Origin of the sequence: Bradyrhizobium nivariense, from assembly GCF_029846695.2 — a bacterium.
In the GTDB taxonomy this organism is placed as follows: domain Bacteria; phylum Pseudomonadota; class Alphaproteobacteria; order Rhizobiales; family Xanthobacteraceae; genus Bradyrhizobium.
The window spans coordinates 1-18,122 of sequence record NZ_JARWCR020000058.1; the positions used below are offsets into that span (position 1 = coordinate 1).

General features: G+C 65.2%; 14 protein-coding genes. 7 read left to right on the forward strand and 7 right to left on the reverse strand.

The window, feature by feature from the left end; translation table 11 throughout:
• The first annotated feature begins 167 nt into the window (after nt 1-167).
• From QCM77_RS33625 to QCM77_RS33645, 5 genes are all read left to right on the forward strand, one after another.
• Nucleotides 168-662 carry a tripartite tricarboxylate transporter TctB family protein gene (locus QCM77_RS33625; protein ID WP_279686341.1) on the forward strand — a complete coding sequence of 165 codons (495 nt, stop codon included), beginning with the start codon at nt 168-170 and terminating at the stop codon, nt 660-662.
• A 4-nt stretch (nt 663-666) separates the two neighbouring features.
• Complete coding sequence (locus tag QCM77_RS33630; protein WP_279665036.1) at nt 667-2,181, forward strand: tripartite tricarboxylate transporter permease; 1,515 nt, start codon at nt 667-669, stop codon at nt 2,179-2,181.
• Between the two features lie 51 nt (nt 2,182-2,232).
• Complete coding sequence (meaB, locus tag QCM77_RS33635; RefSeq protein ID WP_279665034.1) at nt 2,233-3,222, forward strand: methylmalonyl Co-A mutase-associated GTPase MeaB; 990 nt, start codon at nt 2,233-2,235, stop codon at nt 3,220-3,222.
• Complete coding sequence (locus tag QCM77_RS33640) at nt 3,219-3,866, forward strand: pyroglutamyl-peptidase I (RefSeq protein WP_279665032.1); 648 nt, start codon at nt 3,219-3,221, stop codon at nt 3,864-3,866. Before meaB ends, QCM77_RS33640 begins: the two co-directional genes overlap by 4 nt.
• Before the next feature lie 198 nt (nt 3,867-4,064).
• A complete protein-coding gene (locus tag QCM77_RS33645) occupies nt 4,065-5,435 on the forward strand; it encodes a TIGR03808 family TAT-translocated repetitive protein (RefSeq protein ID WP_279665030.1) in 1,371 nt (456 codons plus the stop codon).
• A 131-nt stretch (nt 5,436-5,566) separates the two neighbouring features.
• On the opposite strand, the gene QCM77_RS33650 is transcribed toward QCM77_RS33645, so the two are convergent.
• The 4 genes from QCM77_RS33650 to QCM77_RS33665 form a co-directional block, all read right to left on the reverse strand.
• Nucleotides 5,567-6,181, reverse strand: coding sequence for a TIGR03809 family protein (locus tag QCM77_RS33650; RefSeq protein ID WP_279665120.1), 615 nt, complete (start codon nt 6,179-6,181; stop codon nt 5,567-5,569).
• A 510-nt stretch (nt 6,182-6,691) separates the two neighbouring features.
• Nucleotides 6,692-8,398 (reverse strand): S8 family serine peptidase, encoded by a 1,707-nt coding sequence (locus tag QCM77_RS33655; protein WP_279665028.1) that lies wholly within the window; start codon nt 8,396-8,398, stop codon nt 6,692-6,694.
• Between the two features lie 15 nt (nt 8,399-8,413).
• Nucleotides 8,414-9,109 (reverse strand): hypothetical protein, encoded by a 696-nt coding sequence (locus QCM77_RS33660; RefSeq protein WP_279665026.1) that lies wholly within the window; start codon nt 9,107-9,109, stop codon nt 8,414-8,416.
• The gene (locus tag QCM77_RS33665) at nt 9,106-9,675 is read right to left on the reverse strand and encodes a sigma-70 family RNA polymerase sigma factor (protein WP_247349887.1); all 570 of its coding nucleotides are present in this window, start codon (nt 9,673-9,675) and stop codon (nt 9,106-9,108) included. The genes QCM77_RS33660 and QCM77_RS33665 overlap by 4 nt, the downstream gene beginning before the upstream one ends.
• 435 nt (nt 9,676-10,110) lie before the next feature.
• Here QCM77_RS33665 and QCM77_RS33670 point away from each other — a divergent pair, with 435 nt between their 5' ends.
• Both QCM77_RS33670 and QCM77_RS33675 read left to right on the forward strand, forming a co-directional pair.
• Nucleotides 10,111-11,268, forward strand: coding sequence for a GGDEF domain-containing protein (locus tag QCM77_RS33670; protein ID WP_279665024.1), 1,158 nt, complete (start codon nt 10,111-10,113; stop codon nt 11,266-11,268).
• Nucleotides 11,269-11,331: 63 nt separating this feature from the next.
• Nucleotides 11,332-12,435, forward strand: a complete 1,104-nt coding sequence (locus QCM77_RS33675) for a DUF2336 domain-containing protein (protein ID WP_279665023.1) — start codon at nt 11,332-11,334, stop codon at nt 12,433-12,435.
• Between the two features lie 42 nt (nt 12,436-12,477).
• Here QCM77_RS33675 and QCM77_RS33680 read toward each other — a convergent pair whose 3' ends face one another.
• The 3 genes from QCM77_RS33680 to QCM77_RS33690 form a co-directional block, all read right to left on the reverse strand.
• Nucleotides 12,478-16,419 carry an autotransporter outer membrane beta-barrel domain-containing protein gene (locus tag QCM77_RS33680; protein WP_279665022.1) on the reverse strand — a complete coding sequence of 1,314 codons (3,942 nt, stop codon included), beginning with the start codon at nt 16,417-16,419 and terminating at the stop codon, nt 12,478-12,480.
• A 501-nt stretch (nt 16,420-16,920) separates the two neighbouring features.
• On the reverse strand, nt 16,921-17,652 hold the full coding sequence (locus QCM77_RS33685; RefSeq protein WP_279665021.1) for a sulfite exporter TauE/SafE family protein: 732 nt from the start codon (nt 17,650-17,652) through the stop codon (nt 16,921-16,923).
• Nucleotides 17,653-17,741: 89 nt separating this feature from the next.
• Nucleotides 17,742-18,095, reverse strand: a complete 354-nt coding sequence (locus tag QCM77_RS33690) for a hypothetical protein (protein ID WP_279665019.1) — start codon at nt 18,093-18,095, stop codon at nt 17,742-17,744.
• Nucleotides 18,096-18,122: the final 27 nt, after the last annotated feature.

Below are 18,122 nucleotides of genomic sequence, written 5' to 3' on the forward strand. Positions count from 1 at the left end.
GCTGCGCACTCACCTCCGGCCAATGATCCAAAATCTCAGGACGAATCTTCATCCCAAGCTTGAATCATATCGAGATTCTTTGTGTCCAGAGCTAAACCTAGCGCGAATGACCCCAACCCTCTCCCCGCAAGCGGGGCGAGGAGAACAGACTTCACAGGATTTCTCCCATGCGCCTTCCCGACTCCGTCACGGGATCGTTTCTCGTCGTGCTCGGCGCAGCTTCTGCCTATGGCGGCTGGCTGCTGCCGCCGGTGCCGGGGCAGCCGGTCGGCCCCAATGTGTTTCCGCTCGTGATCGGCACGAGCCTTGCGCTGTGCGGGCTCGCGATCGTGTTCGGTATCGGCCACACCTTCGAGGAGGCGGAAGAGCTGATCCCGCTCGAGGATGGCCAGGCAGCGGCTGCCCCGTCGCCGCAAGGAAAGTTCTACGGACTGCGCGCGCTGCTGCCGCCGGCGCTGCTGCTGTTCTACGTGGTCGCGGCCGACCGGCTCGGCTTCATCATCACCGCTGCGATCATGGTCTACGTCACCTCGACCGCGTTAGGGGCGAAGTGGAAGCTGGCGCTGCCGCTCGCAGCGCTGTCGCCCTTCGCCATCCACCTCATCTTCGGCAAGCTGCTGCGCGTGCCGCTTCCCGCTGGCCTGTTGCCGACGCCCTGGTGATCCGATGCTGAAAACCCTGATCGAAGCGTTCGCGCTGATCTCCACCTGGGAGGTCATCATCGCGATGTTCGCAGCCTCCGTGTACGGGCTCGTGATCGGCTCGCTGCCAGGCCTGTCGGCGACGATGGCAACCGCCCTGCTCGTCCCCGTTACCTTCTATCTCTCCCCGATCGCGGCGATTGCGACCATCGTGGCGGCGTCCTCGATGGCGATCTTCTCCGGCGACATCCCCGGTGCGCTGCTGCGCATCCCCGGTACGCCAGCCTCCGCCGCCTATGCGGACGAGGCTTACGCCATGACCCGCAAGGGACAGGCCGAGCTGGCGCTCGGGGCCGGCGTGTGGTTCTCGGCCGTCGGCGGCATCGCCGGCGTGCTGTCGCTGATGATCCTGGCGCCGCCGCTGGCCGAGATCGCGTTGTCGTTCTCGACCTTCGAATATTTCTGGCTGGCGCTGCTCGGCCTGATGTGCGCGACGCTGGTGGCGCGCTCCTCGCCGGTGAAGGCGATCGCGGGCATGTTCCTCGGCCTGCTGGTCTCCTGCATCGGCATCGAAAATCCCGGCGGCGTGCCGCGCTTCACCTTCGGCCTCACCGATTTGTTCGGCGGCATCGAGCCGATCCCCGCGCTGGTTGGCGTGTTCGCGGTGGCCCAGGTGATGCGCGCGATGCTGACGCCAGAGCCTCCGCCGCTGCCGCGGCGAAAATTCGGAAGCATCATGGCCGGCCAGTGGATGCTGACGAAGAAGTATCATTGGCAGATGACGCGCGGAAACATCGTCGGCATCATCATCGGCGTGCTGCCCGGCGCCGGCGCCGACATGGCCGCCTGGGTCTCCTACGCGATGTCAAAGCGCTTCTCCAAGGAGCCGGAAAAGTTCGGCACCGGCCATGTCGAGGGCCTGGTCGAAGCCGGCGCCAGCAACAATGCCAGCATCGCCTCGGGCTGGGTGCCATCATTGCTGTTCGGCATCCCCGGCGACACCATCGCCGCGATCGCGATCGGCGTGCTCTACATGAAGGGCCTTAACCCGGGGCCGACGCTATTCACCGAGAAAGCGTCGAGCATGTACGCGATCTACCTGATGTTCATCATCGCGAACATTTTGATGATCCCGCTCGGCATCGCCATGATCCGGATCGCCGCCTACATCCTGCTGGCGCCGCGCTCCGCCATCATGCCGATCATCATGCTGTGCTGCGCGGTCGGCTCGTTCGCGATCGGCAACAACATGTTCGGCGTCGTCACCGTCGCCGCCTTCGGCATCATCGGCTATGTCATGGAGGCGAACGGCTATCCCGTCGCCGCGATGGTGCTCGGCATCGTCATGGGCACCATGGTCGAGCAGGCCTTTGTCACCTCCCTGATCAAGTCCGACGGCAGCATCCTGCCGTTCTTCGAACGCCCGGTCGCCGCCATCCTCGCCGCCATGGCGATCGGGGCGCTGCTGTGGCCGGTGATGGTCTGGGTGTGGCGGAAGGTGAAACCGGTGCGGACGGGGGCGGCGGCGACATCCCGGTGATATCGGGCGAGCAACCCTCGCCTGCTCCGCGCGGGCGTTGTAAAGCAGGGCATGGTTGAGAAAAAGCCTTCGCTGGACATCAAATCCCTCGCCCGCGACCTCCGTGCGGGCAGCCGCGCGGCGCTGGCGCGGGCCATCACGCTGGTCGAGAGCCGGCGCGGCGACCACCAGGCGCTGGCACGCGAGCTGGTGCAGATGCTGTTGCCCGACACCGGCAAGGCGGTCCGCGTCGGCATCACTGGCTCTCCCGGCGTCGGCAAATCCACCACCATCGACGCGCTCGGCACCCATCTGATCGAGCAGGGCCACAAGGTCGCGGTGCTCGCGGTCGATCCGTCCTCGGCGCGCAGCGGCGGCTCGATCCTCGGCGACAAGACGCGGATGGCCCGGCTCTCGGCTTCCGACGACGCCTTCATCCGCCCCTCGCCGTCGTCGGGCACCCTCGGGGGTGTCGCGGCGAAAACGCGCGAGGCGATGCTGCTGTGCGAGGCAGCCGGCTTCGACGTCGTGCTGGTGGAAACGGTCGGCATCGGCCAGTCCGAGACCGCGGTCTGCGACATGACCGATTTCTTCCTCGCCCTGATGCTGCCGGGCGGCGGCGACGAGCTCCAGGGCATCAAGAAGGGGCTGGTCGAACTCGCCGACATGATCGCGATCAACAAGGCCGACGGCGACAATCTCAAGCGCGCCAACATCACCGCCGCGGACTATCGCGGCGCGCTGCATATCCTGACGCCGCGCTCCGAGCACTGGCATCCGCCGGTTGAGACCTATTCGGCGCTGACCGGCGACGGCATCGCGAAGATCTGGCAAAAGGTCCTCGATCACCGCAAGGCCATGAACGCATCCGGCGATTTCGCCGCGCGGCGGCGCGAGCAGCAGGTGAAGTGGATGTGGTCGATGCTGGAGCAGCGCATGCTGGCGCGGTTGCGCAGCGAGGCCTCGGTGCGGACCAAGGTGCGGAAGATCGAGATTGAGGTCGCCGATGGCCATCTCACGCCGGCCCTCGCCGCCGAAAAGATTTTGGAGTTGCTGCAATGAGCGACAAGCTCCGCATTCTCCTCACCGGCTTCGGCCCGTTCCCCGGCGCGCCCTACAATCCGACCCAGCCGCTGGTTGCCCGGCTGGCGCAATTGCGCCGTCCCGCACTCGACGATGCCGAGATCTCCAGCCACATCTTCCCGGTCACCTATGCCGCGGTGGACCGGCAATTGCCGGAGGTGCTCGCGAAAGAGAAGCCGGATGCGCTGCTGATGTTCGGCCTCGCGGCACGCACGCCCTATCTGCGCATCGAGAGCCGCGCGCGCAATGCTGTCACCATGCTCTGGCCCGATGCCGCCAACACCCGATCGAGCAAGCGCGGCATCGCCGCCAATGCGGAGACAATGACGTTCGGGCCGCACACCGCAAGGCTGCTGCGCGCCGCGCGCCTCACCGGCATCGACGCACGCGCCTCGCGCGATGCCGGCGCCTATCTCTGCAATTATCTGAGCTGGCGCGCGATCGAGAACGTCAGGGCCGGCGGGCCGAGGCTTGCGGTGTTCATCCATATTCCCCTGCTTGCACGCAGCGGCGCCGTGCGCCGCAAGGGGGCGCCGAGGATCACGCTGGAGGAACTGGTAGATGCCGGCGAGGCGATGCTGATGGAAATGGTGCAGTTGGCACGGAAGAGACGCGCTTCGTAAGGTGGGCAAAGGCGCTCTTCCGCCGCGCCCACCATGTATCCGCATCCGTGAGGACGGTGGTGGGCACGCTACGCTTTTGCCCCCTACGGCACTTTCGCTTGCGTAAACATTTAACCCTACCGCAAACAATCCTCACGCGACCAGCCGCCCTGCGCTACCTAACCGTCGCGGACCCCCGCGTCCGCCGGAGGACGCATCATGGACCTCAATCGCCGCCATCTCATCGGAGCTTCGACCGCAGGCATCGCCGGCGCGCTCGCGATGCCTGCCGACGCCGCGCGTGCGGCGCCGCTGACGTCGCTGCTCGGCCGCGATGCCACGCAATATGGTGTCCGACCCGGCAGCAGCGAGGATCAGAGCCGCGCGCTCCAGCGTGCGATCGATGAGGCCGCGCGGGCGCAGATGCCGCTGGCACTGCCACCCGGCATCTACCGCGCCGGACTGTTGCGCTTGCCAAATGGCGCGCAACTGATCGGCGTGCGTGGCGCGACCAAGCTCATCTTCACTGGCGGGGCCTCGGCAATCCAGAGCGACAACTCCGATTCGATTGGCCTCACCGGCATCACCTTCGATGGCGGCGGCATTCCGCTGCCGACGCGGCGCGGGCTGATCCATGTCCTCGGCGGACGCGACGTCCGCATCACCGATTGCGAGATCACCGGCTCCGGCGGCAGCGGCATCTGGCTCGAGCAGGTGTCCGGCGACATCTCCGGCAACATCTTTACCAAGATCGCGGTGACGGCGGTGGTGTCGTTCGACGCCAGGGGTCTCAGCGTCTCCCGCAACACCATCACCGGCACCAACGACAACGGCATCGAGATCCTGCGCACCGCCATCGGCGACGACGGCACGCTGGTCACCGACAACCGCATCGAGGACGTCAAGGCCGGCCCCGGCGGCTCCGGCCAGTACGGCAACGCCATCAACGCCTTCCGCGCCGGCAACGTCATCGTGCGCGGCAATCGCATCAAAAACTGCGATTACTCCGCCGTGCGCGGCAACTCGGCCTCGAACATCCACATCACCGGCAACAGCGTCAGCGACGTGCGCGAGGTCGCGCTCTATTCGGAGTTCGCGTTCGAGGCCGCGGTGATCGCCAACAACATTGTGGACGGCGCCGCCGTCGGCGTCTCCGTCTGCAATTTCAACGAAGGCGGCCGCATCGCCGTGGTCGAGGGCAACATCATCCGCAATTTGATCCCGAAGCGGCCGATCGGCACCGCGCCGGATGATGATGCCGGCATCGGCATCTACATCGAGGCGGATTCATCGGTCACCGGCAACGTGATCGAGAACGCGCCGTCCTACGGCATCGTCGCCGGCTGGGGCAAATATCTGCGCGATGTCGCGATCACGGGCAACGTGATCCGCAAGGCAATGGCCGGCGTCGGCGTGTCCGTCGTGCCCGGCGCCGGCACCGCGCTCGTCAACAACAACATGATCTCGGAAACCCCGCGGGGGGCCGTGGTCGGGCTCGATCACGCGCGCGCCGTGACGTCTGACCTGTCGGCGGACGGCGCCCAGCGGTTTGCGCAATTGGTGGTCGGCGGAAATGCGGTGCGGCGGTAGCTGCCGCTCCTCGCCTCTGGCTCCCAAACGCTAAAGCACGATCCGGAAAAGTGCGAAGCGGTTTTCCGAAAAGATCATGCTCAAACAACAACCTAAAGCGCGATGATGATTCATCCTCATCTCATCGCGCTTTAGAACGCGTTCCGCAGCAGCGGGTACTTCGCTTGGAGGCCGTCGAGGCTGAAGGTGAACTCAACCAGGCGCTCGGGGGCTGCGACAATTTCGCCGGCGGGCGGAGAGAACTGCGGCAGAAGCGCCGCCATCGCGGCAGGCGCCTTGGGCCCTGTCATCGCAGCGGGCGCGGTGGGCGGCGCCATGGCAGCTGGCACTTTGAGCGGCGCCATCGCGGCAGGCGCGGCGACCGGCGCGATCGGGGCTTCGGAGATTTCGGCGAGAACGCCCGGCTTGGGATCGAGCCTGACCGGCACGGCGGTCTCCGGGGCGATGTGCACGGCCTTCGGTTGCACGGTCTGCGCCTGCTGCTCGCGCGGAAACAGGCGGGGCATCGTCGCCGGCGACCAGCCGAATCCGGGCGACACGCTGGCGGCCGCCGTGGCGACATCAGCGCCGGTGGCAAGCGCGCGCCAGGTCTGGACGGCGCGCTTGGCTTCCTGGATGTTTTCGAGGAATGCGAGCTCGGAGTGATAGCGGCGCCAGCGCCCGGTCTCGAACATTTCGGAGAGATGCACCAGCCGCTGCTCGGCGAGAGCGCACCAGCGTGCCGCAATGTCGCGGCCAATAGCCACGTCGCGAACAGCCTCTTGGCGATGTGTCATAAACCAGCCCGTCAGGAGATAAATACGGACGCGACGCAACGCACACGAATCAATTTAGACGCGACATGAATATTTTGTGGAAAAGTTTTGACTTGTCCAGCAACGACAACGTTTTCGTCGTCAAACTCCGTAGTGGTGCGGAGATTCAAGGGGTTTTCGAGTCAAGCTTCGCACAAGCATAGCGCGCCTGCGGGGTGCCGGCAGAGCGATGGCGATGAGCGAGACGCGACCTCTCAACCAGAAGCTGATCTTGCGCAGGGCTTCGAGGAATCGGATGCCCCAAAAGAAAAGACCCGTCCGGGGGGACAACCGGACGGGTCGAGCCATATGGGCGCTTGGGGTGGATGGGCGCTCGCGCCTGATATGACTTATGGGGAGGGATAACCGCTCCCACATAATTTGGTCGTTGCAGCCGGCTGAACGTTCAATGCGGCGTCTGATTTTTCGACCTTCGCGCCACGCGCAAAGTTGCCGCAGCCGTTATCGCCTCGCCGGCCTATCCGCCTGAGAAACCGTGGATTTATCGCCGGTGCTCGACAACGAGGGTTGCTCTATTGCGCGGATGCCAGGCTCGTCGCGACGCTTCTCGAAATCTTCACGTTTAGTTGTACCGGACGCGGCAGCGACTGGCGTCGCGCTGTCGGCGGGAACGGCCATGACTGCGGCAAATGCATCGGCCTCGCCATCGCCGAAGAGATCATCACGCCCGGGTGAACCGAGGTCGCGTGCCGTCTTCGCCAGCGTCATACGCAGCGCTTCCGGCTTCAATGCATAGTTGCGCTCGAGCAGCAGCGCCGCGACGCCGGAGACATAGGCCGCCGAGAACGAGGTGCCCGACGTCATCTGGTATTTGCCGTCCGGCGCCGGCAGGAAGATATCGACCCCGGGCGCCGCGACCGCGATGTAGTTGCCACGGTTGGAGGCGGCGAACAGCCTGTCCTGCTGGTCGGTCGCGCTGACCGCGATCACGTTGGGGTTGGCGGCCGGATAGAGCGGCGGCGACTTCGCGCCGGCATTGCCGGCGGCCGCGATCAGCACCAGGCCACGCGCGGCGGTCGCCGCGATGGCCCGCTCGATCACCGCGTCTTTCGGGCCGGCAAAGCTCATGTTGACGATCTGCGCACCGTGCTCGGCGGCATAGTTCAGCGAGCGCAGGATGATGTAGGACGAGCTCTCGGCCCCTCCGGTGGTGCCGCCGAAGGCGCGGATGGCGATGATGCGCGCCTCGGGCGCGCTGCCCATCAGCTTGGCGTGCGCCACGATGGCGCCGGCAATGCCGGTGCCGTGAACGTGCGGCCCCTCGGCGCTGCCGAGCGCATCGAAATTGTCGGCAATGGAATTGGCAAGTTCCGGATGTTGGGCGTCGATGCCGGAATCGATCACGGCAACCGTCACATTGGCGCCATGCGCCAGCGTATGCGCCTGCGGCAGGCGGAGCTTGGCCAGCGCATATTGCGCGGGATCGCCCTCGGTCGGCACCGACGATTTCTGGTCCTGGAGCACGTAGCGGAAGTTCGGCTGGACCGAGCGCACGCTGCCGTCGGCGGCGAATTCGCGCCGCACCGTCTCGGAGGGCCGGCCGTCGGCGATGCGGAACAATCCGAACATTGCCCCGATCAGCGGAAAATTCTCGGAGGACACGCGCGTCAGGCCATGGCGGCGCGCAAGCTCGTCGGCCTCGGCCAACGACAGCCCGCCGTCGATCTCGGCGACGAATTCGTCGGCGAAGGTGCGCAAGTCCACGGCGACCGGCGTGTTGTTGCCACGCCCCTTGCCGGCGGTCTTCTTGCCCGATTTGCCCGAACCATCGCCGCCTGCGTTCGGCTGCGCCAGGCATTCGCCGGCGGCGTCGCGATAGGGCGCGGTACAGGCCGGATAGAGGTTCGGGGAGTAGCGCGCATAAGGCAGCACCGGCGTCGGCACCATTCGCGCCGAGATCCGTGCAGTCGTAATCGTTCGCGGACCGCGATCGACGCTCACGACCCTGGCGGCAACGCCCGGACTGACGCGCGCGGCGACGCTCGGAGAGATGGTCGGCGTGCGCGAGGGCACGCTGATCGCGGGCGTCCGCATGATCGCCTGCGCGTGCGCGACCTCGACGCCGAGACAGCCGGCGAGCAGGAGCGCGGCTCCGACCGACGAAGCATAGGCCCCGGCTCTTACCCCACTCTCGGACTTGCGCGTCATGATCTCGGAGGCGCCTTACGGCGCCGCAACGGCGAGGTTGACGAACTTTTCGCGCTGCATCTTGCCGAGCAGCGAGGCGAGTTCGTCCTGGCTCATCGCCTTGTCGAACTGGAGGCGGAACATGCCGCCCTTGGCATCACCGATGATCGAAGCCTGGTAGCTGTCGAGCAACGCAGTGATGTCGGCGACGCGCGCCTCGGGCGTGAAGCGCACCAGCGCGCGCGACGGCGCGGCAGTCGCTCCGAGCTCGCGCGTGATCGGCGCGCTGGTCGAGAGCGAAGCGGTCTGGAAGGTCGCCGTCTGGGTCTTCGTCAGCACGGCACCGATGATTCCGGCCTGCAGCACCAGCGCGATGGCGCCAAGGCTCGCCGACCAGGCCAGCGTGCGCGGCGACAGGCTTGCGAAGAAGGTCGAGATGCGCGCCGACAGCGGCAGCGAACCGGCCGCCCGCGCCGGCTCGGCGTCGATCGCGGCGAACAGCTTCTGCATCGCGCGCGCCGACGGAGCACCCAGGCTCTCGTTCAGATGGATGGTCTCTTCATACTCGCCGCGGATCGCGGCATATTGCTTTGCAAGCTGGGGATCGCCCGCGAGCGCTTCTTCGACGCGGCGCGCATCGCGCGCGTTCAGCGTGCCGGCCGCGTGCCACGGCAGCAGCAGTTCAATTTCACTGGGCTCTTGCTCCAGCATCTTCTTGCTCAAAGCCATCATGGCCAGCCTCGCTCAATGCCGGCTGCCTTCAGCAGTTCGGCCAATTTCTTGCGCGCATAGAACAAGCGCGTCTTCACAGTGTTCTCCGGGATGCCAACGATTTCGGCCACCTCTTCCACGGACTTTTCGTGGTAGTAGACGAGATCGACGATTTCCCGATGGTCCGGCGAGAGGCCCGTCAGACACTCCCGCAACGCTTCACTGGTATCCTTCTTCTGCACCACCGTTTCCGGATTGTCGGACGTGTCCTCGATCGCGTTCGCGGCGTCGTCGTCCAACTCAAAATCCTTCCTGCGCCGGAGCGCAGACAGGGCCTTGAATCGGGTGATTGCCAGCAGCCAGGTGGAAACGGCGGATCGGCCCTCGAACTTGCCGGCTTGACGCCAGACGTCGAGAAACACCTCGCTGATGAGGTCTTCCGCCGCCTGCTCGTCCCGCACGAGCCTGAGGCCGAACCGATACACCCTGACGTGGTGCCGCCCGTACAGCACCTGCATGGCGAGCCGGTCGCCTTGAGCGATCCTGGCGATCAGGACCTCGTCCGAAGCTGCTTGTGTCACGCTCAAAGGCCGTCTCGCAAGGTTGGTCGGGTCGATGCGGCAGACGGTTCGACGGGAGGGGCAAAATTGTTCAGCCTACCGCACTCATACGGGGGGCTGTGTGATCTACCCCACATACGCGAAATTTCCTTTTGCCACCCGCGGCTGGGCGCCTCGCTCAAGAACGGTAACATGGTAATGAAGCACTTTCCTGCGCAATGCCGTCCCAGCATAGACGGCCCGACGTGCATGGAACCATAGCAGCCTAGCACGACGTATGTCTTCCGAAGCCCTGCTTTGGCTCGACCGCATCGCACACGATGCCTAATCGCCGGCAAATTCCGCGGCCCGATCGACGTCCCCCACCCCGCGCTGCACATGTGCGAATTCGGCTTCGAAGGATACCAAACCTAAAGGCTTGCCACGTAGATTTTTGGGCTGACATCTACCATTGGCGGGACCATGAGCACGGCCGCGACGTCCTTTCCCGAGAGGAATGCCGCTGAGGTCGCGGATCTCGTCCTCACGCCCGAGGTGGCGGCACCCGAAGTCCTGGTGCGCCGGGTCCGGCAGCGCCGCCAGATGTATATCGGCCAGGTCGCGAGCTACTCGCTCGGCGCCTCCGTCCTGCTGCTCTACGCCTTTGACGGCGTGATCTCGATCGACATTGCCTCGCTGTTCTGGTTCGGCGGCCTGTTGATCATCGGCACCTTCGCCGTGCTGTCGGAAGCCGGCGTCGGTGACAGATTCACGGATCACTATCTCACCGTGTTCCAGATCTCAGCGCATATGGCGCTGCAATTCGTGTTCCTGCTGTCGGTACCGGTCATCGGCGTCGCCTTCATCAGCGTGCTGTTCCTGATCTTCGCCTTCGGCACACTGCGCATGACCTCGGCCCAGGCGATGCTGACCTGGGCGATCGCGACAGCCGGCCTCGCCGCCGTCTTCCTCGCCTCCGACCTGCCGATCGGCATGCCCGTTGCAACGCGGCTGCAGCGGAGCGCCTCGATGCTCTGCTTCGTGCTGGTGATCGGCCAGTGCGCCTTCCTCGGCCTGTTCGGCGCCACGCTGCGCAAGATCCTGTACCGGCGCAGCATCGAGCTGAAGGCCGCCTATCAGCGCATCGAGGAGCTGGCCGAGCTCGACGAGCTCACCGGCTCCTACAATCGTCGCTGCATCATGCGGCTTCTCGACGCCGAGGTCGAAAAATCGCGGCAGACATCGACGCCTTGCGCGATCGCACTGATCGATCTCGACTGGTTCAAGCGCATCAACGACGCCCACGGCCATCCCGTCGGCGACGAGGTGCTGCGCACCTTCGCGATCACCATTTTCGCCAATATCCGCCCGGCCGACTGCTTCGGCCGCTACGGCGGCGAGGAATTTTTGCTGCTGCTGCCGGGAACTGACGGCGAGGCGGCGTCGCGCATGCTCGATCGGCTGCGCGGCATCGTCGCCGATCTGGACTGGAGCGCATTCTCCCTGGGCATGCGCGTGACTATTTCCGCGGGCGTCGTGACGCTGCGCGACAACGATACTGCCGACACGTTTCTCGTGCGCGCCGACAGAGCGCTTTATTCCGCCAAGGCGCAAGGGCGCAACCGCATTGCAACGAGCTGACCAATCCATTTTCTCCCGGCGCGACAGAAGCCGCCGCCGGGCCGAACGCTCCAGGACAGGGCAATGAGATCAAAATCCGCAAAATCATCCGAGAATCTGCTCGAGGAATTGCAGGCTGCGCTCTCGCACGGCACCGTTGCGCACCGGGTCGAGACGCTGCGCCGCGTCACCGATCTCTTCGTGGGCAACGCGGTGGACTATTCCGACGACCACGTCCGCGTGTTCGACGACGTGTTCCAATGCCTGATCGAGCAGATCGAGACGTCTGCCAGGGCGCTGCTCGCCGACCGCCTCGCACCGATCGCGGCTGCGCCGCCGAAGATCATCCGCACGCTCGCGCTCGACGAGGTGATCGAGGTCTCCGGCCCCGTGCTGTCGAAATCGGAACGGCTGGACGAGGCGACCCTGATCGAGATCGCGCGCACCAGGGGGCAGGCGCATCTCAAGGCGATCTCGCTGCGGCGGGTGCTGTCGGAAGCGCTGAGCGACGTGCTGGTGACCCGCGGCGACGAGGGCGTGGTGCAATCGACCATCAGCAATCCGGGCGCGCAGCTGTCCGAGGGAAGTCTCACCGATCTCGTTACCCGCGCCGAACGCGACGACGACCTCGCCGCCTGCATCGGCATGCGGCCCGACCTGCCCCGCCACCATTATTTGAAGCTGGTCGCGAAGGCGTCCTTGACCGTGCGCAGGAAGCTGGAGGCCGCGCATCCGGAGCTCGCGGACGACGTGTCCAGCGTGGTCCAGGAAGCGGCCCAGCGGGTCCGCGCCGCCACCATGACCAGGCAGACCGAGATGGCGCGGGCGCTGGTGAAGTCGCTGCACGAGGACGGCCGCCTCACCGAGCTCCAGGTCGCCACCTTCGCCGAGCAGGGCAAGTTCGACGAGACCAATGCGGGGCTCGCTGCGCTTGCGGGCGTCGCGGTCGAGACCGCCGAGACCATGATGATCGAAAGCCGGACCGAGGGCGTGATGATCCTCGCCAAGGTCGCGGCCATGCAATGGTCGAGCGTGCGCGCCATCATCGCCCTGCGCGAGAAGCTCTCAGGCGGCTCGCAGACCGACATGCTGACGCTGCGCGACGCTTACGAGGCGCTGCGCGGCTCGACCGCGCAGCAGGTGCTGCGCTTCCACCGCATGCAGCAGGGCGCGACGCCGGCTGCCTGAGGCATTAGCGTCCCCGCATCGAGGACAACAATCGCCCGGCCTTCACCAGGCGTACCGCACCACGCCCTTGCCGGCGTAGCTGCGGCTGACGTCGGAGAACTCGCCTTCGAAGGTGGCGGCCAGCGACAGGCCGTTTCTGAATTTCATTTCCGCTGATGCGGTGGCGAGCGCCAATTCGTGCGCCTGCGCCGCGCCGTTGACCACGAAGCTCGCGCCGGGCAGCGCCTGGAAGGTGGCGGCGGCGATGCGGTCGGTGTTGAAGTCGTGCGCCCACGCCGCGCGACCGCGCAAAGTCAGAATCGCATCGTTCACCACGAAGGATCTATCGGCGCGCAGGCCGAGTTCGCTGCGGGTATCGGTGACGCTCTTCGAATTGTAAGCGAGCGCAAAGATGTTGCTGCCGACGATCGCCTGCTCGGCATAGCTCGGCAGCTCGAAGGTCGTGAACTGACCGGCGGCATAGGGCGCGAGGCCAAAACCTTGCGTCACAAAACGGTATCCGCCTTCGAGCCGGCCCGACCAGGCATTGGCCTTGAACTCGGCGCGCAGCCGATCGGCGCCGGCGACTGTCACCGTGCGGTCCGTGGTGATGTCCTGCCAGCCATAGGCCAGCGCGCCGGTGAGATACGCCGCGCCGGCATTGTGACGAATGAATGCGCCGGCCTGGAACAGGTCGGAGCGCCCGCCGCCGAGATTACTTGCAACCGAGAAATTGGTGCCGCCGCCGGCGATCGCAAAGCCGGCCAGCGTGTCCGGCGAGACGCGATAGTCGGCGCCGACAGCCGTGCCATAGATGCTGCTGGTGGTGTTGTTCGATCCGAGTGCCGCATTGCCGTCAGTGCTCTGTGATCCGCCAAATGCTGCCGCCCACACGCTCCATCGTTGTTCGAACGCAGGCGCGGTCAGCGGTGCCTTGGTGTAGATCGCAGCCAATGCGTCACCCGGCTTGCGCTTTTGCGCGTAGGCCAGGGCTTCCTCATCGGCGTAACCGGAGGCCGTGCCGCCGGCCGAGACCCCATCGGCGCGTCCGGCGACGAACGGGTCGGTCATCACGCCGATGAACTGATTCATCGCATTGAAGGTGGTCTGCTGCGAGCCGGTGCCGGCTTCGCCCGAAAGCTGCGTCAGTCCGGCCGGCGTCAGGGAGCCGAACACGATCGGAATGCCGCCAGTGCTGTTGAAGAAGTTGACGATGGCATTGCCGACGTTCTGCTGGTTGGTGTTAAGACCTGTGCCCGGCGGAACGAAGCTGAGCGCGAGATCGAGATACGCGTCGTCGATGCCATAGCTGAGACTCGCCGTGAAGCCCGACGGCAGATCGGTGTTGACCAGCGACGAAAACCTATCGTGCACCCCGGCATCCGCATGGACGATGGTGTATTGCTTCGCGACATAGGCGCCCGGCGCAAAGCTCGCATTCACCGTCGCGCCGCCAAGCGTCGCGGCACCCGTCACGTTGGTGCGATCGGCGCTGGCAGGTGAAACCTGCACCATGTAGCTCGCGGCCGCGTTGAAGGTGAGACTGCCCTGCACGGTGAGCAAGCCGATCGAATTGCCGGGCGCCAGCGCGCCGCCATTGATGGTGGTGTTACCGACGATACCATTGCCGCCGAGCGTTCCGCCGGCATTCACGGTCACGTCGCTGACGATCGAACCGTTGACCGACAACAAGCCGCCATTCACGATGGTGGCACCGGTATAGGCATTGGGGCCGGTCACGGTGGTGACGCCGCCAGTCGTCGTCAGGCTCATGCCGCCGCGGAGGCCGTCCAGCGTGCCTCCGGTCGAGGTCACCGCGCCGTTCAACAAGCCACTCTTCAGCGTCCCGCCCGCCAGCGCCACCGCGTTGATCGTCTGCGCGGTGCCGCCGAGATTGAGGGTGCCGCCGGTGTTGATCGTCATCGCGCTGGCGGCGCTGAACGAATTGTCGACGACGCTGAACAGGGTGGCTCCGTTGTTGACCACGGTGGCGCCGGTATAGGTGTTGACGGCGAGGAACATGGTGGTGCCGCCATTCGCGGTCAGGTTCATGCTGCCGCCAACGCTGGCGATCGCGCCGCCGGTCGAGGTCACCGCACCGGTCAGGAATCCGTTGCTCAGCCTGCCGCCCGCCAGCGCCACCGAATTGATCGTCTGCGCAACGCCGCCGAGGTTGACGACGCCGCCGATGCCGATCGTCGTCGAACTTGCGGCGCTGAAGGCATTGACACCCGAACCCGTCAGGGTCGCGCCGTTGTTGACCGTGGTGGCGCCGGTATAGGTGTTGGTGCCGCTAACGGTGGTGGTGCCGCTGTTCGTCGTCAGGCTCATGTCGCCGCCGACGTTGACCAGATCGCCGTCGATCGAGATCACCGCGCTGGTCAAGGCGCCGTTGCGCAAGGTGCCGCCTGCCAGGGCCACATTGTTGATGGCCTGGCCAAAGCCGCCAAGATTAACGGTGCCGCCGGTGTTGATCGTCGTCACGCTGGCGGCGCTGAACGCATCGGGGCTGGCGCCAAGCAAGGTTGCGCCGTTGTTCACCGTGGTCGCGCCGGTATACGTGTTGAGGGTGATGATATGGGTGACACCCCCGTTCGCCGTCAGGCTCATGCTGCCGCCGACGCGGCTCAGCGTGCCGCCGGTCGAGGTCACCGCGCCGGTCAACGCGCCGTTGCTCAACACGCCACCCGCCAGCGCCACATTGTTGATGGTCTGCGCAGTGCCGCCGAGGCCGACAGTGCCACCGTTGATCGTCATCGCACTGGTGGCGCTGAACGCGCCGGCGTTGCCGGCGAGCAGGGTCCCGCCATTGACGACCGTCGAGCCGCCAAAGGTGTTCGTGCCGGTCAGCGTCCACGTGCTGGAGCCTGCTTTCTCGAAAATGCCGAAGCCGCGATACTGGGCTGCCGCACCCATCGTGGACACGTCAAACGTCGCATTCGTGCTGCCGCCGAGCCGGAGCGTATCGGCGCTGCTGAACGCCACCACGTTGCCGGTGATGGTCGATCCCGCGCGCAGTTCCAGCGTATTTGTGCCGCCGGTGAAGGCGACGGCAAGTCCGCCGGAGCCGCCGGCGATCGTCCCGCTATTGACGACCGTGATGTTCGCGCCCGAGGCTCCGGTGCCGCCGACACCACTGACGCCATTGGCGCCATTGAAGAGCCCCGCTCCGCCAAGTCCGCCCGCACCGGCCGCACCGCCGGTGATCGTGCCTGCGTTTGTCAGGGTGCCGCCACTGACCATCAGCACGCCCGTACCGCCGTTGCCGCCATTGCCACCGTTGCCGGCAACGTCGTTTACGGAGAAACCGGCGGCGCCGCCGGCACCGCCGGCGCCGCCCTGAACCGTTGCCCCCGCACTATTGGTGAAGTTCGCGCCAGCGGTCAGCGCCACGCCCACGCCGCCGGCGCCGCCGCTGCCGCCCGAACCCGAAGTAAAAAAACCGTCGCCGGTATCGCCGCCGTTGCCGCCATTGCCGCCGGCAATGATCGAGGCGTTCGAGCTCGCGGCGCCTCCCGTAAACAGGAGGCCGCCACCGCCTTCGCCGCCGCCACCGCCACCGCCGCCACCAGGGGCACTGTTCCCGCCGGCGCCGCCGACCGTTCCGGACACTGAACTCACGTTCGGCGCCGATGGTATGACCAGGCCGAAATTGCCGCCGCTGCCACCATCGCCGCCGGCCGAACCGCCGCTACCGGACTGGACGGTGCCGCCGGTGCCTCCAGCGCCGCCAGCACCCGTGCTGAGGCTGACGCCGCCGCCACCACCACCGCCGCCGCCAAATATGGTTACAAGGTCCTCATCGCTTCCATGACCGCCAGTTGGAGCTGTCGCGGTACCGCCGGCGCCGCCAGAACCGCCGAGCGCTGGCGCGCCGCCTTGGCCGCCATCGGCAAACGCCGGCATGATCGCGAGAGGTGCCGCAACGAATGTGCCGGTGAGGGTCAGCCCCACCACCCCGGCCCGCATGATGGCCGAGCTCGCCAGCGCCGCCTTGATCGACAAACGGCGATTTCTTTGCCCTGAGGCATGGGGACGCAAGCGGAGCGCGCGTATCGGCTCATTCATCTCTCTATCAGAACCCTTCAGCTTCACCGCCACGTACGAGACTTCCCGAAGCGAAGCTGCTCGTCTTGACAGGCCCGTTGATGGCATGCTCCTGCACCAACTGCCGAATTCAAGACCGGCTGTTGTTCGAGCGCGTCCTGTTGGGGTGAAAGATATCGCCGGGTCGATTCGCGAGCGATACGGCAGATGTCGTATTTCGTCGTTGGTAAGGAGACTAAAAGGCCCCACGCCGCCAAGGGCCTCGATTGCGTCCAGGCCGGTCGTACCATCTCCGAAACCGATAGTCGGCGATGATCAGATCGACCGGCGCATCGCCGGCCACCGTCGCCTCCGCATGAATCTGCTGCACCTCGGCGGCCTCATCGTATGAAATGGCTACTCTCGCGCTCTCAGATGATGTTCAGCCCGAAACCACTCACACCTTTCCAAAGACCCGATCTAGATCACAAGGCAAAGTCCCGAAAACAGCAACAAGCCCAGGATAATTCGTTTGAAGGCTGCTTCGTTGATCCGTCCGAACAGGACGATACCTACAGCCGTTCCAGCAACTAAGGCGGGCAGAGAAATGCCAAAGTCGATCAAGACCTTTAACGAGAGGCTTTGGTGCGAAAGCATAAGAGCGAGGGCAAAACACTGCATGACCGCTATGTAGGGTTGAACCAGGCCGCGCTGCTGATTTTTCGGGAAACCATGGATGTCGCACCAGATCGCAGGAAGTGCCCCGGGCATCGCGGTCAACCCGCCGACCAGTCCCCCACCAAACCCTACCAGCGCGTTCCTGCTCTGGCTCTCCATCTGACGCAAGTAGGCAGCCGTTGGCCGCAACAAGGCATATGTCGCGTAAAGCGATACGAGTGCTCCAAAGCCCAGTCTGAAGGTCGCAGTATCCACGTTCTGCAGGAGATAGATCGCGATCGGAATGCCTAACAATCCACCAGCGATGAAAACGAGGCTGGTTTTCCATTGCATGCTTTTGCGTAGTACAAACAAATTGGCCGCTTGCACGATGATGCTGCAAGCCATCATCAATGGCACAGCCTCTGTAGGCGGAAAAACGTGTAGCAGGATAGCGCCGGCGACCGCCGAGAACGCAAACCCAGCAAGGCCGGAAACGACCGCCCCCGCAAAGACCGCCCCACTTAGCGCCAGATAAGCCGCTATGTCTGACATGATATCGCTTCCTGGAAAACGGTGATTGCCATCAATAGCCGGAGAGCATGGGCTCGTCCGACCTATGCAGGTGAAGACAGCCAATCGATCTAGTCGCCGTCGGTCGCGATTGCTGCCGTCTCGGTGGGTCGGATATTCGCAGCGTGATCCAGCATGTATCCTCCGGCGACGTGCAAAATGCCGAAGCCAGCCAAGACAGCGATTGCCCACGCCTTGAAAGGTGGCGATGGTCGCCGGGCGTGGGAGCGATCGGTAATTGCCATATCCAAATTACTTTCCAGTACGCGTTCGAAGCGAAGGTGCTCGTCTTGATAGCCCCTGCGGATGGCACTGCTCCCAACTGCCGGATTCAAGATCGGCTGCTGTCCAAGCGCGTCCAGGCTGGGTGAAAGATATCGCTGGGTTGATTCACGAGCGATACGGCAGATGTCGTATTTCGACATCAGCAGGGAGGCCAATGTCGAAAGGCC

Coding starts and splice junctions, on each gene's coding strand:
- QCM77_RS33645 (WP_279665030.1), top strand. CDS start 4,065: ATGGACCTCAATCGCCGCCATCTCATCGGAGCTTCGACCGCAGGCATC.
- QCM77_RS33625 (WP_279686341.1), top strand. CDS start 168: ATGCGCCTTCCCGACTCCGTCACGGGATCGTTTCTCGTCGTGCTCGGC.
- QCM77_RS33655 (WP_279665028.1), bottom strand. CDS start 8,398: ATGACGCGCAAGTCCGAGAGTGGGGTAAGAGCCGGGGCCTATGCTTCG.
- QCM77_RS33640 (WP_279665032.1), top strand. CDS start 3,219: ATGAGCGACAAGCTCCGCATTCTCCTCACCGGCTTCGGCCCGTTCCCC.
- meaB (WP_279665034.1), top strand. CDS start 2,233: ATGGTTGAGAAAAAGCCTTCGCTGGACATCAAATCCCTCGCCCGCGAC.
- QCM77_RS33630 (WP_279665036.1), top strand. CDS start 667: ATGCTGAAAACCCTGATCGAAGCGTTCGCGCTGATCTCCACCTGGGAG.
- QCM77_RS33675 (WP_279665023.1), top strand. CDS start 11,332: ATGAGATCAAAATCCGCAAAATCATCCGAGAATCTGCTCGAGGAATTG.
- QCM77_RS33690 (WP_279665019.1), bottom strand. CDS start 18,095: ATGTCGAAATACGACATCTGCCGTATCGCTCGTGAATCAACCCAGCGA.
- QCM77_RS33670 (WP_279665024.1), top strand. CDS start 10,111: ATGAGCACGGCCGCGACGTCCTTTCCCGAGAGGAATGCCGCTGAGGTC.
- QCM77_RS33660 (WP_279665026.1), bottom strand. CDS start 9,109: ATGATGGCTTTGAGCAAGAAGATGCTGGAGCAAGAGCCCAGTGAAATT.
- QCM77_RS33685 (WP_279665021.1), bottom strand. CDS start 17,652: ATGTCAGACATAGCGGCTTATCTGGCGCTAAGTGGGGCGGTCTTTGCG.